Genomic DNA, 14,005 nt, shown 5'->3' on the forward strand with positions numbered 1-14,005 from the left:
CAAGCAACGAGAGAGAATAATGATGAATTTATCTGCAACGCACGCCGTCTCCGTCAATCCGACTACCGGTGAGGTGGTCTCCTCGCTGCCGTGGGCCAGCGAACGCGAGGTCGACGCGGCGATCGCGCTCGCCGCGGCGGGCTATCGCCAGTGGCGTCAGACGCCGCTTGCCGACCGCGCCGACGCCCTGCGCCGCATCGGGGCCGCGCTGCGCGCCCGTGGCGAAGAGGTGGCCCAGATGATCACCCTTGAGATGGGCAAGCCGATCGCTCAGGCGCGCGGCGAGGTGGCGAAATCGGCCAACCTCTGCGACTGGTACGCTGAACACGGCCCGGCGATGCTGGCGACGGAAGCTACCCTGGTGGAAAATAACCAGGCGGTGATTGAGTATCGGCCGCTGGGCGCCATACTGGCGGTCATGCCGTGGAACTTCCCGGTCTGGCAGGTGATGCGCGGCGCGGTGCCGATCCTGCTGGCCGGCAACAGCTATCTGCTGAAGCATGCCCCGAACGTGATGGGCAGCGCCCGTCTGCTGGGCGAGATTTTTGCCGCCGCCGGCCTGCCGGATGGTGTATTTGGTTGGGTGAACGCCACCAATGACGGCGTTTCGCAGATTATCAATGACGACCGCATCGCGGCGGTGACCGTCACCGGCAGCGTCCGCGCCGGGAAGGCGATTGGCGCCCAGGCGGGCGCGGCGCTGAAGAAATGCGTGCTTGAGCTGGGGGGATCCGATCCCTTTATCGTGCTCAACGATGCCGATCTCGATGAAGCGGTAAAAGCCGCCGTCACCGGCCGCTATCAGAACAGCGGCCAGGTGTGTGCGGCGTCGAAACGCTTTATTCTCGAAGCCGGCATTGCCGAGGCCTTCACCCGCAAATTTGTCGACGCCGTGGCAGCGCTGAAGATGGGCGACCCGCGCGATGAGCAAAACTACGTCGGACCGATGGCGCGGTTCGATTTACGCGATGAACTGCACCAGCAGGTAACGGCGACCCTTGATGAAGGGGCGACTCTGCTGCTGGGCGCGGAAAAAATCGAAGGGGCGGGCAACTACTATGCGCCAACGGTGCTGGGCAACGTCACCGCCGGGATGACCGGCTTTCGTCAGGAGCTGTTTGGTCCGGTAGCAACCCTGACCACCGCTCGCGACGCTGACCATGCACTGGCCCTCGCCAACGACAGCGAGTTTGGCCTGTCCGCCACGGTCTATACCACCGACGAGGCGCAGGCCCAGCGCTTTGCCCGCGAGCTGGAGTGCGGCGGCGTCTTCCTCAATGGCTACTGCGCCAGCGACGCCCGCGTGGCCTTCGGCGGCGTAAAGAAGAGCGGTTTTGGCCGCGAGCTGTCGCATTTTGGCCTGCACGAGTTCTGTAATGCGCAGACCGTCTGGAAAGACCGTCGCTAATCAACGTTAGCCCCTGACGACCGTCGTCCACGTCTGCTATACTCGCCCACCGAATTTTGATGGTGGGCAAGGAGCCGCGTGTGGCGACGGTTATCAATAATGCAATGCTGGAAGCCATTCTGGCAGAAATCAGGCCGCTGATTGGCCGCGGAAAAGTGGCGGATTATATTCCGGCGCTGGCCAGCGTCAGCGGCGACAAGCTTGGTATCGCGATCAGTACGGTGGACGGTCAGCACTTTGCCGCTGGCGATGCCCATGAACGTTTTTCCATCCAGTCAATCTCCAAGGTATTGAGCCTGGTGGTGGCCATGAACCACTATCAGGAGGAGGAGATCTGGCAGCGGGTGGGGAAAGATCCTTCCGGCCAGCCCTTTAACTCGCTTCTGCAGCTGGAGATCGAGCAGGGCAAACCGCGCAACCCGTTTATCAACGCCGGGGCACTGGTGGTCTGCGACATGCTGCAGAGCCGGCTCAGCGCCCCGCGTCAGCGGATGCTGGAGATTGTCCGCCGTCTGAGCGGCGTGGCCGATATCGCCTACGATCCGGTGGTGGCTCGCTCAGAGTTTGAGCATTCGGCGCGCAACGCCGCCATCGCCTGGCTGATGAAATCCTTTGGTAACTTCCATAACGACGTCGCCACCGTGCTGCAGAACTATTTCCACTACTGTTCTCTGGAGATGAGCTGCGTTGAGCTGGCGCGAACCTTTCTGTTTCTCGCCGACCGCGGCATTGCCCCGCATCTCGACGCGCCGGTTATTGCGCCCATCCAGTCCCGCCAGGTGAATGCCCTGATGATGACCAGCGGCATGTACCAGAATGCTGGTGAATTCGCCTGGCGCGTTGGCCTGCCGGCGAAATCAGGCGTCGGCGGCGGGATCGTGGCGATTGTCCCGCAGGAGATGGCGATCGCCGTGTGGAGCCCGGAGCTTGACGACGCCGGGAACTCGCTGGCCGGCGTGGCGATGCTGGAAAAACTGACTCAGCGGATGGGGAGGTCGGTGTTCTGATGGTCGATCAGGATCGCTTGTTTGCGCGCCTGGCGCGCTCGACGTTTCGCTCACGCTTCCGTCTGGGGGGGAAAGAGCGGCAATATTGTCTCGATAAGGGACCGGAGGTCATCGATCGGCATGCCGCAGACTTTATTCGCCAGCGGCTGGCGCCCGCTGCGCCGATCAATGATGGCAAGCAGACGCCGATGCGCGGTCACCCGGTGTTTATCGCCCAGCACGCGACCGCTACCTGCTGTCGCGGCTGCCTGGAAAAATGGCATGCCATTCCCCACGGCCGCGCGCTGAGCGAGCCGGAGCAGGACTATATCGTGCAGGTCCTCCACCGCTGGCTGGTGCTACAAATGAATGCGCCGTCTGTGCGCTAATTTGCATTTGATCGGCGCCGGAGTATGCCTGATAAATATTCTCATGTTATGATAATCCGCTAACTAACTATTAACATAATAATTTCCTGAAACAATTAGACGGATAATTACTGAATGTCTTCACTGTCGATTCGGTCATTTACGCTGTTTCGTGAAGAACAACCCGTGCGCGATGCATTGGTCTTATTTACGTTAACGCTACTGCTGCATTTTCTTGGCGCTATGCTGCGTCTGGTGCAGGAGCTCTCTTTCTTCTGGCCGCTCAATGCAGTGATGGCCGGGATTTTTGCACGCTATGTATGGCTTAACCGCAGCTATTTTTATGCCGTCTGTTTTGCGGCAATGCTGGTCTATGACGGATTAACCTCGCGCTGGGGAATGGGCTTTGCCTCATTGCTGATTAACTTTTCCAATATTGTCTTTATTGTGACGCTGGCGCAGCTGGTGCTGTGGGATAAACGTCGCGCCGACTCCATGCCGGGCCCGATAAACGCGCTTAATTTATTCTGTTTCTGCCTGTTAGCCGCCTTACTGTGCGCAGCGGTCGGCGCGCTGGGGTCGGTGGATGTTGAACGCGCCACCTTCGTTCCCCAGCTGGCGGACTGGTTTAGCGAACAGTTCTCAACGGCGGTATTAATCCTGCCCTTTATTCTGACCCTGACGCTGCCTTCGGCATTAAGCGGTTTTCGCTTTCGCCAGCTGCTGCCGGTGCTGGCGCTGGTCCTGTCAATTGCGCTTGGCGTGGCGGTAGGCGGCGCGGGCAGCATTACCTTCCCGTTACCGGCTTTGATCTGGTGCGCTGTACGCTATCCGCTGCCGCTGACCTGTCTGCTGACTTTTCTCACTGGCATCGGCGAAATACTGCTGGTCGCTAATTCGTTAATTCACTTTTCGCCAGATGCGCGAATGCAGCCGTGGCAGCTGTTCTCCACCCGCCTCGGAATTGCCGCCATGCTGATTAGCCCGGTGATTGTCGCATCCAGTGTCGAAGCGATTAACACGCTGGTGAAGCAGCTGGCCCTGCGCGCCGATTTTGACTTTCAGACCCGCGTCTATTCCCGTTCCGGACTGAGCGAAGCGTTGAAGCGTCAGACGCTGCCGGCGGATAAGCTGCTGACGGTGATGGTGCTGGATATCGATGGCTTCAAACGGGTGAATGATGCTCTGGGCCATGAAGGCGGCGATTGCGTGCTGACCCAGTTTGCCCAGCAGGTTCGACAGCTGGTGGGTGAGCAGGGGATGGTGGCCCGTATCGGCGGCGAAGAGTTTGCGGTGGCCGCCGTCGTCGACAGCGCCCAGCAGGGCTATTTGCTGGCGGAAAAGATCCGTCACGGGGTGGAGTCGCAGCCTTTCGGCCTGGGCCAGAACCCGATCCACCTGACCATCAGTCTGGGACTGGAGACGCGCGAGGTAGGCCACGCCCGCATCACCGAGCTGTTTAACCAGCTGCTGTTGGCGGCGGACGATGAGATGGTGAAAGCCAAACAGAGCGGTCGTAACCAAATTTGTATGCCGACGCTGACCGAAAGCGCGCCATAAGAAAATCCTATCGGGATCCTACTTGTGCTAATTTTTGGTTAAAAACATAGTGATGTGGTCGATAACAGGGAGCTTTTATGACCACATCCTTTTCACTGCGCACGCTCTCGCGTGACGATATTCTCCATCACCTCCCGGCATTAAGCGAGATCCTGGCAAGCTGCGTCAACGGCGGCGCCTCGGTGAGCTTTATGCTGCCTTTCGCGCCGCAAACGGCGATAACGTTCTGGCAACGCACTGCCGACAGCGTGGCGGCCGGGGAGCGCATTGTGCTGGCCGCCTTCGACGCGGAGGAACGTCCCGTTGGCACCGTGCAACTTATCACCAGTCAACCGGAAAACCAGCCCCATCGAGCGGATGTCGCCAAATTATTGGTTCACCAAAATGTCCGCCGCCAGGGGATCGCCCAGGCATTGATGAGCGAGCTGGAGCGCATTGCCCGGCGGGAAAGGAAGACGGTGCTGGTGCTGGACACGGCGACCGGCAGCGGGGCGGAACAGTTCTATGCCCGCTGCGGCTGGGAAAAAGTGGGGGAAATTCCGCGCTATGCGCTGATGCCCGACGGCGAAATGACTGCCACCTCACTATTCTATAAGTTTCTGCCCTGACGGCCGCTATTGCAGATTGCTTTGATCAAAACAGGGTTTCACTGGTAGCAAAACCTGATAACTTATTGGACCAATTACTCGGGTTGTATGACTACTATTAGAGGGAACCCATTGTGAAAACTTTAAACCGTCGTGATTTCCCCGGCGCGCAGTACCCTGACCGTATCATCCAGTTTGGGGAAGGTAACTTCCTGCGCGCATTCGTTGACTGGCAGATCGACCTGCTCAACGAGCATACCGACCTGAATGCGGGCATCGTGGTCGTGCGGCCTATCGCCACAGATTTTCCGCCTTCGCTGAACACCCAGGATGGCCTGTACACGACTATTATTCGCGGCCTGAACGAGCAGGGCGAAGCGGTCAGCGATGCGCGTCTTATCCGCTCGGTCAACCGGGAGATCAGCCCTTACGCAGACTTCGACGCTTTTTTACGCCTGGCGCATAACCCGGAGATGCGGTTTGTCTTCTCCAACACCACCGAGGCGGGCATCAGCTACCATGCCGGGGATCGGTTTGACGACGCGCCGCCGGTCAGTTATCCGGCGAAACTGACCCGTCTGTTGTTTGAGCGTTACCAGCATTTCGCCGGTGCGGCCGACAAGGGATGGGTGATTATTCCCTGCGAGCTGATCGATTATAACGGCGAGGCGCTGCAGGCGCTGGTGCTGCGCTATGCTAGCGAATGGGAACTGCCGCAGGCATTTATCACCTGGCTGACCTCAGCGAATACCTTCTGTTCGACGCTGGTGGATCGCATTGTGACCGGCTATCCGCGTGATGAAGTGGCGGCTCTCGAGGCGCAGACCGGCTATAAAGATGCTTTCCTTGATACCGCTGAGCATTTCTACCTGTTCGTTATCCAGGGACCTGCCTCGCTGGAGGCCGAGCTGCGTCTCGATAAACTGCCGCTGAATGTGCGCATTGTGGACGATATCAAGCCGTATAAAGAACGCAAAGTGGCGATCCTTAACGGGGCGCACACCGCGCTGGTGCCGGTGGCCTTCCAGGCCGGGATCGACACCGTGGGTGAGGCGATGAACGATGCGGAGATTTGCGCGTTTGTCGAAAAAGCGATTTATGACGAGATTATTCCGGTGCTGGATCTGCCGCGCGATGAGCTGGTGTCATTCGCCAGCGCCGTGACAGGGCGCTTCCGTAATCCCTATATTAAACATCAGCTGCTCTCGATTGCGCTCAACGGCATGACCAAGTACCGCACCCGTATTCTGCCGCAGCTGCTGGCGGGGCAGAAAGCGCATGGCGCGCTGCCGCCGCGTCTGACCTTTGCCCTGGCGGCGCTGATCGCCTTTTACCGGGGAGAGCGGGATGGTGAGAGCTATCCAGTACAGGATGACGCCGACTGGATATCGCGCTATCAAACGCTGTGGGCCCGCCATCGCGATGGCCAGATGAGCATTCGCGAGCTGGTCACCGCCGTGCTCAGCGTGGCGGATCACTGGCAGCAGGATCTGAGCCAGATCCCGGGATTGGTGGAGCTGGTGACTGCCGACCTTGACGCTATTCTGACCTGCGGTATGCGCGACGCCGTCAAACCTCTGTGCTGATAGTCCATCTATACACCCGGCTGCGGCCGGGTTGTGCAGGATCTTTATTAGTTACAACATACTATTATACTAACCTGTAACAGCCGGTCAGTGGCTCCTCTGCATACGGCTTTTTAGTGCCAAATCGTTCCGAACAGCAGGAGAATTATGGCCGAAGCGCTTGAACAAATATCTGCGCAGGAAAATAATGACCTCAACTCATATCTCCTGCCAATATTCGCAGGCTAATGCATTCATCTGTAAGGAAACTCTCATGGTCATCGATATCCGGGAAGTACGGCCCCACGACAAAGCCGAATGGCTTCAGCTTTGGCAAGGCTACACTCGTTTTTACGGTAGCCCGCAGCCGGAAGAGGTGACCGAATACACCTGGCAGCGGATGCTGGATGTAAACTCGTCTGTATTGGGTAGAGTCGCGGTGGTGGATGATGCGGTGGTCGGCTTCGCTATCTGTGTTCTTCATGAGGGAACCTGGGTTACCACGCCGATCTGCTATCTGGAGGATCTGTTTGTCGATCCCGCCTTCCGTGGACAGGGTATTGCCAGAACCATGATTAAGTCGCTGCAAAGCGAAGGGGCGGACAAAGGCTGGTCGCGGCTGTACTGGCATACGCGCCGTGATAATCCCGCCCGTCATCTGTATGATGAGTTTACCCCAGCTGACGATTACGTACGCTACAGGATCACGCTTGGGTCCTGAAGCGGTAAGAGGTTGTTAAGCTTTTCCCGCTATAACAGGGGAAACAGGCTCAGGAGAAGCAACGATGGAAAAACGTCTTGAAACAGTGGTCAATGTGATTATGTTTCTTTCGCTATTGGCAACGGCCTGGGATCTCTCGCTGGTGCATCATCTCGCGTGGTAGTAAATTATATCATCTGAAACGCGGCGCCTCTTGCGGCGCCGCCTGTCTCATTCATCCGCCATCTTCCCTGCGCTAAAACTCCAGTCCTCCAGTTGGTTAAACTGGATAACCACCATCACGTCCTGCGGGCTGACCGCCATCTCATCGTCTAAACGTGCGCAGAGCCGACGATAGAGTCCTTGTTTCTGCGCCCGGCTGCGCGGTTTTCCAGCGAAAATATGAAACAATACGAAGTAATAGCTAACCGAGATATTTTAAACCGGGCAGGGTGCGAGGGAATATAAAAAAAGAGTAGAGTCAATATTACTATCAAGGCCATCGTTTTATAAGTATATTGAAAGGCCAGATGATCATAAGAAATATGTGCCGGAACAATGAATGATCTAATAAAGGAAGGATCTAATTATGTATTATAGGAATTTCATCATTCCCTCAATCGAGGCGGAGCGTATTCTGGCCATGAAATTTGATGAAGCATTTGCTGGAGTAAAAAAGAATGTTATTGATACACTGAATCAAATGGGAAATGGTATAACCCGTGCTTCGTATTATACTTCCTGCTTAATGGATAATTATCAGGATGTTTGTTCTAAGTTAAAGCAAGAGGACACAAGATTTATTGCAGGGCTGGCGCAGTTAGTTAAAAGCCGTGATATCATTTTCCAAATGATTAAAATATATATAGAAACCTACTTTCAAAATAAAAAAGAAGAAAAAGCTCAATATATTCTCAAGAAGCTTGTCGGCGCGGGAGTTTACATATCATCTTCAGGATTAACTAATCGTATTTTAATAATGGCAGTAGCAACCATGATTTGCCAGACTTCCAGGTTTAATACTGTTGTATATGGGCGTATCAACAGGGCAAGGTCATTAGTCCTTAAAGGGAGTGTAACTGCTACCGCAGTGGTATTAAACGTGTATGGATTGATTCAGGATGCCGCTAATAGCGCTGACAATTTGAAAATGCATAATTCATTTTATTACAATGCGTTATACGCTAACCATCTGGAGATGATGTACTTTCTCATCGAACCTGTCATCACAGGCGTTCCTTATTTAAATCCGATGATTATTTCTGATGATGAACTTGCTGAATTACTTATTAAATTAATGAGGTGAATGGATGGATTTCTTGAAAAGATGGTTAAAAGAAGAATTCATTCTTTTTTTATGGGGATGGGGTATTGTATTATTAATCATTATATTTAGCATGATTGCAGTCTCTCTTTTTCCTGACATTGCCATTAACTTAATAGGACTTTTTGTTTTATTAATCATTGGGTTTCACGTTGTCGTTTGGTTTAAAGTTAAAAACTGATATGAAAGAGGAGGGGTAATGTCAAATCCAGCATATTTATGGTTAACTGATGAGAATGATTCGCCTATTATAGGTTCTTGCCTGATGCCCACACGCACGGGTTCCATCGAATTGCGCGCAGTGAATCATCATGTTTGGTTACCTACCGATAATAATACAGGAAAGCTGACGGGAACCCGTCTTCATACACCGGTTAAAATTCAAAAAGAGTTTGACAGAACAACACCTTTGCTATTTAGGGCTCTTTGTGAAGGTCGAACATTAAGATCGGCAACGCTAAAAATGTACAGAATAAATGAGGCGGGACTGGAAGTTGAATATTTTAACATAGCGATGGCGAATATTAAGATTACGGCAATCACACCAAATTTACATCCGGCCGGAATGACAAGTACTCACCTTGAAGACATTGATTTCCGTTATGAGACGATCACCTGGATATACACAGAAGGGAACATCATGTATCGTGATTCATGGAACGATCGCTGTTGTGCATGGTAGCAAATGATATAGTGCTGAAACGCGGCGCCTCTTGCGGCGCCGCCTGTCTCATTCATCCGCCATCTTCCCTGCGCTAAAACTCCAGTCCTCTAGTTGATTATACTGGATAACCACCATCACGTCCTGCGGGCTGACCGCCATCTCATCGTCTAACCGCGCGCAGAGCCGACGATAGAGTCCCTGTTTCTGCGCCCGGCAGCGCGGTTTTCCGGCGAAAATATGAAACAGCACGAAGCGGGCGCTGCGTCCTTCGCTGAGGTAGTGCGGGTCGTAAATGCGCTGCTCGTCGGCGGCCCGTTCGATAAACTGAAATCTATCTGCTGACGGAACGTCGAACTCCGCCACCAGACACTCATGAAAGAGCGCCGACAATTGAGCAAACTCCGCGGGACGCCAGGCTGTGCCAAGCGAAATTCGGGTCAGGGGCATGACGCCTCCTGCGCGTTCAGGCAGGTCAGGGCGCTGGCCGCCGCCGGCCAACCGGCATAGAACGCCAGATGGGTAAACAATTCGACAATTTCTTCCCGGCTCAGGCCATTCTGATAGCCGAACGCGATGTGCCACGGCAGCTGTTCAGTTTTGCCCTGCGCCGTCAGGGCGGAAAGGGTGATCAGGCTGCGTTCGCGGGGCGACAGCTCGCTCCGCGCCCAGATATCGCCAAACAGCACCGTTTCGGTCAGCTCGGCTAGCTTTGGCGCGATAGCAGCCAGCGTTCGGCGATCGACAGGAGGAGTACTCATAGTGATTCTCTTTGCAGGTTAAAGGAGTCATCACTCTCGCACGCTGACTAAGATATTGAATATCGCAACGTTCAGGATTATCAATCCTGAAAATCAGGATGGTATAGCCGATCCTTTACACCTTTCATCACTCCGCTTTTCTGCCCACCTATCCCAACGGTCAGGCGGCGATCTTTCGCGCCACGATAAACAGCCGTGGGAAACGCAGGAGCACCTTCCCGTTACACCGTAACGGATAGTGTGCGGCCAGCAATGCGAGATAGCGTGTGAGAAACGCGCTTCCGGCCTGCTCGTCCAGGCCTGCCAGATAGGGGCGTAACCCGGTGCCCTGCAGCCAGTCGACAATCGCCTGATGAGAAGCAAGGGGATGAAAATAGGTGGTGCGCCAGATATCAACTTCGCAACCCTGGCGGCTGAGCAGATCGTACCAGGCGGCGGGCGGGAGTAACGGCTGGCGTCCACGGTCCGGCAACCCCATCTCGCTGGCAACCTGACGCATCAGGGTATGGGAAGGTTCCTGCCAGTTATCCGGCATCTGCACTGCCAGCGTTCCGTTGTCCGCCAGCTGGTTTACCAGATGGGGGAAAAGCGTCTCATGATCCGTCAGCCACTGCAGAGAGGCGTTCGCATAGATCACGTCTACCGGTTGCGCAGGCCGCCAGCGGGCAATATCGGCATCGATGAACTCACAATCGGGTAAGGCCTGTGCCGCCTGAGCCAGCATGGCCGGGGAGTTATCGATACCGACGATCGTCGCCAACGGCCAGGCGGCGCGTAGCAGGCGGGTGCTGTTTCCCGGCCCGCAGCCGAGGTCGACGGCGTACTCGACCTGCAGATGGGCAATACGCGAGAGCAGGTCGGCCGCGGGGCGGGTACGTTCAGCGTCAAATTGCAGATACAACGAAGGATTCCAGTCGGCCATCGGGTGCAGTTCCTGTGTGAGGAGGGAGACAGGGTAAAGCATAGAACGCGTCAGGCGGCATGTCAGCGGTTAATGAACCTCAGCGGTCACCTTTGTGCGTGACAGTGTCACAAAATAGAACGTGGCTGGATTGCGCCTGCGCTGTTGGCCGAACCTGGGATTGAGACATGGCAGGGAACGTCTCTGCGCCCGTGGCGGGCGCAGGAGCCTATTCGGCGTTTTTGAGCGCCTCGGCGCGGCTGGCGGTGGCGTAGACAAAATCCAGCATCGGCTCGAGATCGGTGTCATAGCCAGCCTGAATAATTTTTCCTCGCAGCCATTCGATTTCACTGGTGATATCGGGAGGAAAAATGTTGTTATCCTGCGCCCGGCGCAGCCATTTCAGCAGAAAGTTATTCTTTCCCCTGATACCACCCGCTTTTTTCGATTTTCCGTGCATCTTCAGCGCGACCAGGACGCAGTAATAGAAATGAACGCGCTGATTAAAACTTTGGTGCATGTCTGTGTTTCCCGCCAGAATCAGGAATTCACCGTGTGGGTCAGTGATTCGGATTGGACTACGGTACCGGGCTGGATCGTTGCGCGAACTCTGTTGTCTACCAGTACCGTCCATGCATCTGTTGCCAGACGCTGACGGGATGTTGGCACGGAAGCCGAATCGTCGTCAATTGCCGATTCATTTTTTGCCGGCGTCATCGGACCGCGGCGGCCCGCGAGCCGGGCCACACTACTCTCTGGCGATAAGCCGCTGTTGCCGATGTACGCGGAAAATCAGCAGGAATGCGAGCGCCACCACGATCGCCGCCAGCAGATACAGCGTGGCGAGATCGTAGAACCCGGCGACCCAGCCGGCCAGCGGCCCGGTCAGGCCCAGCGCCAGATCAAGAAACGCCGAGTAGGTGCCGAGGGCGGTCCCCTGATTTTGCTCTTCCACCTGTTTTACCGCCTCAACCCCTAAGGCCGGAAAGACCAGCGAGAAACCCGAACCGGTGAGAAAGGCGCCGACGCCGGCCATCCATGCTGATGGCGCCAGCCAGATAAGCAGCAGGCCGAGACTTTCGATGATGAAGCAGGCCAGGGAGACCGGGACTCCGCCAAAGCGGGTAATGGTATTTCCCAGCACCAGGCGAACGCAGATAAAGCCGACGCTGAACAGCGAAAGGGTAAACGCGGCGCCCTGCCAGCTGTGCGCGGCGAAGTAGAGGGTGATAAAGGTGGCGATAACGCCGAAACCGACGGTGCCAAAGGCCAGCCCCAGGCCGTAAGGCCAGATTTTTCGCACCACCGCGTGAAAGGGCGCTCTGGCGCCGGCGGTCACCTTGACGTCCTGGCGGGTACGAGCGAACAGCAGACCGATGGCCGCGACCAGCACTACCACCGTAGCAAAGCCGCTGATGCCAAAATAGTGATTGAGGGTAACTCCCAGCGGCGCCCCGACCGCCATCGCCACATAGGTCGCCACGCCGTTCCAGGAGATAACCCGTGACGTGTGGATCGCGCCGACGGTTTTGATCCCCCACAGGGTGGCGCCGGTGGCGGTAAAGCTCTCGCCGACGCCGAGAAACACCCGGCCCGCCAGCAGCGCGGCAATGGCCAGCATCGGCGTTGCCTGCAGGACTACCGCCAGTAGCGTGAAGGCGCCACTGAGCAGGCTGCAGACGATCCCAAGGCTGACCACTTTTTTCGGCCCCCAGATATCGGTATAGAGCCCGGCGTGCGGCCGGCTTATCAGCGTCGATATGTACTGCAGACTGATCACAATTCCGGCCACAAAGGTGCTATAGCCCAGCTGATAGTGAATATAGCCCGGCAGTACGGCCAGCGGCAGACCAATGGAGAGATAGCAGATACAGGTAAAAACAACGATCGAAATAATGCGCAAATTGAGTTGTGTAGTGCTGACAGAAGTGCTCATAGGGATAAGAGGTTAATACAACGGGATGTGTAGCATAGCGCGCCGTGAGGGCGCTGGCGAGGCGCGACAGCGTTTTATCGGTAACCGACGGGAACGATATTTGTACGAATGTAAATAACTGCTTTTACAGCGCTTAACGCCCGCCTCGCTCAGCGTCAGCTCGCCGCCATACCCGACGAATCACACACCATGCCCCAGGCGCGGTTTTGCAATACCGTGCGGTAGCCGTCCCGGTCGACGAAAGTGACGCCATTGACCTCCCAGTAAGGGTTAAACGCCGTAACGCGCAGAAAGCCGGCGGCGTCCATGGCTGCGCACTGTGCCTCCCATGCCGCCTGCTGCGGATAGTACAGCACCAGCAGATCTTCATCGCCTGGCGAGGGGGTGACGGGATGGTGGCGGCAGTGGGTGAATTCCAGATGCCAGCCCGCTTCGGGCACGCCGAGCATTATCCCGCTGAATCCTTCATGATCGGTAAAGCTGCCGAGCAGCTCGAGTCCCAGCCCGGCGCAATACATGCTGGCGGTGGTGTCCAGTTCGCTGACCGGCCTGGCAATGCGCATATGACAGAACGACATAATGACTCCCGTGAGCATAAGTTGAGTTGATACTGTACCGGTAAATCGGCCCGGCGTGTGTTAAGCCGTGCCCAGGCGCCACCTTCTCTCTGTAAATACCATAGCGGATTAACATCCGCCTTGCGCCAACAATACCTCTTCATCATAATAAAAAAAGAATTATAAAATATTATTGTTCTTAAATTGAGAATCACTGTGGGGTGGTGGATGAATAACCAATCGCGCCAGGCCTTATGGCTGGCACTGGCTGGATCGATAGTACTGATGATCGGCATGGGCTATGGGCGCTTTGCCTTCACCGGCGTGCTGCCGCTTATGCTTAATGAAGGTCTGTTAACCCTGCACGAGGGCAATCTCGCCGCGTCAGCCAATTACGCTGGCTATCTGGTCGGTGCGTTGCTGCTGGCGCGGGTGCAGCCTGGGGCCGCCACCCGACTGAGCATTATCTCCGCCGGGTTGACCATCGCCAGCCTGGCGCTGCTGGCCTGGGTGAGCTCGCCGTGGATCATTATTACGCTGCGCGCCGTCGCCGGCGCGCTGAGCGCGATAACGCTGATTGCAGGTTCGCTGTGGCTGCTGGAACATATGGGGCATCATCACGGGGCGCCGTTGCTGTATGCCGGGGTGGGGCTGGGGATATTTATCTCCGCGGAGGGGATCGCCCTTGGAC

At 56.0% G+C, this 14,005-nt stretch carries 17 protein-coding genes and 1 pseudogene; 11 read left to right on the plus strand and 7 right to left on the minus strand.

Annotation, left to right across the window (positions count from 1 at the left end):
* Positions 1 to 19 precede the first annotated feature (19 nt).
* The 7 genes from sad to KHQ23_RS01990 all read left to right on the plus strand — a co-directional run bounded on the left by sad (position 20) and on the right by KHQ23_RS01990 (position 7,195).
* Complete coding sequence (gene sad, locus KHQ23_RS01960; protein WP_004179780.1) at positions 20 to 1,408, plus strand: succinate-semialdehyde dehydrogenase; 1,389 nt, start codon at positions 20 to 22, stop codon at positions 1,406 to 1,408.
* Between the two features lie 59 nt (positions 1,409 to 1,467).
* Positions 1,468 to 2,415 carry a glutaminase B gene (gene glsB / locus KHQ23_RS01965; protein ID WP_004143533.1) on the plus strand — a complete coding sequence of 316 codons (948 nt, stop codon included), beginning with the start codon at positions 1,468 to 1,470 and terminating at the stop codon, positions 2,413 to 2,415.
* Positions 2,415 to 2,783 carry a DUF4186 domain-containing protein gene (locus KHQ23_RS01970; protein ID WP_032434505.1) on the plus strand — a complete coding sequence of 123 codons (369 nt, stop codon included), beginning with the start codon at positions 2,415 to 2,417 and terminating at the stop codon, positions 2,781 to 2,783. Before glsB ends, KHQ23_RS01970 begins: the two co-directional genes overlap by 1 nt.
* A 114-nt stretch (positions 2,784 to 2,897) precedes the next feature.
* Positions 2,898 to 4,322 carry a GGDEF domain-containing protein gene (locus tag KHQ23_RS01975; protein WP_004148352.1) on the plus strand — a complete coding sequence of 475 codons (1,425 nt, stop codon included), beginning with the start codon at positions 2,898 to 2,900 and terminating at the stop codon, positions 4,320 to 4,322.
* A gap of 77 nt (positions 4,323 to 4,399) precedes the next feature.
* Positions 4,400 to 4,930, plus strand: a complete 531-nt coding sequence (locus KHQ23_RS01980; RefSeq protein WP_002904601.1) for a GNAT family N-acetyltransferase — start codon at positions 4,400 to 4,402, stop codon at positions 4,928 to 4,930.
* Positions 4,931 to 5,043: 113 nt separating this feature from the next.
* On the plus strand, positions 5,044 to 6,495 hold the full coding sequence (locus KHQ23_RS01985; protein WP_032434507.1) for a tagaturonate reductase: 1,452 nt from the start codon (positions 5,044 to 5,046) through the stop codon (positions 6,493 to 6,495).
* A gap of 253 nt (positions 6,496 to 6,748) precedes the next feature.
* Complete coding sequence (locus KHQ23_RS01990) at positions 6,749 to 7,195, plus strand: N-acetyltransferase (protein ID WP_032434509.1); 447 nt, start codon at positions 6,749 to 6,751, stop codon at positions 7,193 to 7,195.
* 210 nt (positions 7,196 to 7,405) lie between these two features.
* Here the strand turns inward: KHQ23_RS01990 and KHQ23_RS01995 are convergent.
* Positions 7,406 to 7,591 (minus strand): annotated as a pseudogene (locus KHQ23_RS01995) (tautomerase family protein); the annotation flags it as partial.
* 172 nt (positions 7,592 to 7,763) lie between these two features.
* Between KHQ23_RS01995 and KHQ23_RS02000 the strand changes: the two are divergent.
* The 3 genes from KHQ23_RS02000 to KHQ23_RS02010 are packed head-to-tail and all read left to right on the plus strand — an operon-like array spanning position 7,764 to position 9,180.
* Positions 7,764 to 8,480: a hypothetical protein gene (locus KHQ23_RS02000; protein ID WP_015958393.1), complete on the plus strand. Its 717-nt coding sequence runs from the start codon at positions 7,764 to 7,766 to the stop codon at positions 8,478 to 8,480.
* A gap of 4 nt (positions 8,481 to 8,484) precedes the next feature.
* A complete protein-coding gene (locus tag KHQ23_RS02005; RefSeq protein WP_002904612.1) occupies positions 8,485 to 8,679 on the plus strand; it encodes a hypothetical protein in 195 nt (64 codons plus the stop codon).
* A gap of 18 nt (positions 8,680 to 8,697) precedes the next feature.
* Positions 8,698 to 9,180, plus strand: a complete 483-nt coding sequence (locus KHQ23_RS02010; protein WP_002904614.1) for a type VI secretion system tube protein TssD — start codon at positions 8,698 to 8,700, stop codon at positions 9,178 to 9,180.
* Positions 9,181 to 9,228: 48 nt separating this feature from the next.
* On the opposite strand, the gene KHQ23_RS02015 is transcribed toward KHQ23_RS02010, so the two are convergent.
* From KHQ23_RS02015 to KHQ23_RS02040, 6 genes are all read right to left on the minus strand, one after another.
* Positions 9,229 to 9,609: a tautomerase family protein gene (locus KHQ23_RS02015; protein WP_015958394.1), complete on the minus strand. Its 381-nt coding sequence runs from the start codon at positions 9,607 to 9,609 to the stop codon at positions 9,229 to 9,231.
* On the minus strand, positions 9,600 to 9,920 hold the full coding sequence (locus tag KHQ23_RS02020) for a carboxymuconolactone decarboxylase family protein (RefSeq protein ID WP_002904619.1): 321 nt from the start codon (positions 9,918 to 9,920) through the stop codon (positions 9,600 to 9,602). The genes KHQ23_RS02015 and KHQ23_RS02020 overlap by 10 nt, the downstream gene beginning before the upstream one ends.
* Positions 9,921 to 10,080: 160 nt before the next feature.
* A complete protein-coding gene (gene tam / locus KHQ23_RS02025) occupies positions 10,081 to 10,842 on the minus strand; it encodes a trans-aconitate 2-methyltransferase (protein ID WP_073553709.1) in 762 nt (253 codons plus the stop codon).
* A gap of 208 nt (positions 10,843 to 11,050) precedes the next feature.
* Positions 11,051 to 11,341, minus strand: coding sequence for a hypothetical protein (locus tag KHQ23_RS02030; protein WP_002904624.1), 291 nt, complete (start codon positions 11,339 to 11,341; stop codon positions 11,051 to 11,053).
* 228 nt (positions 11,342 to 11,569) lie between these two features.
* Complete coding sequence (locus KHQ23_RS02035) at positions 11,570 to 12,757, minus strand: MFS transporter (RefSeq protein ID WP_047694693.1); 1,188 nt, start codon at positions 12,755 to 12,757, stop codon at positions 11,570 to 11,572.
* Positions 12,758 to 12,912: 155 nt separating this feature from the next.
* Positions 12,913 to 13,335 carry a VOC family protein gene (locus KHQ23_RS02040; protein WP_032434516.1) on the minus strand — a complete coding sequence of 141 codons (423 nt, stop codon included), beginning with the start codon at positions 13,333 to 13,335 and terminating at the stop codon, positions 12,913 to 12,915.
* 207 nt (positions 13,336 to 13,542) lie between these two features.
* Here KHQ23_RS02040 and KHQ23_RS02045 point away from each other — a divergent pair.
* Positions 13,543 to 14,005 (plus strand): YbfB/YjiJ family MFS transporter (locus KHQ23_RS02045; RefSeq protein ID WP_211777047.1); only part of this gene is annotated, 463 nt, incomplete at its 3' end.

The organism is Klebsiella sp. 64 (assembly GCF_018223915.1).
In the GTDB taxonomy this organism is placed as follows: domain Bacteria; phylum Pseudomonadota; class Gammaproteobacteria; order Enterobacterales; family Enterobacteriaceae; genus Klebsiella; species Klebsiella pneumoniae.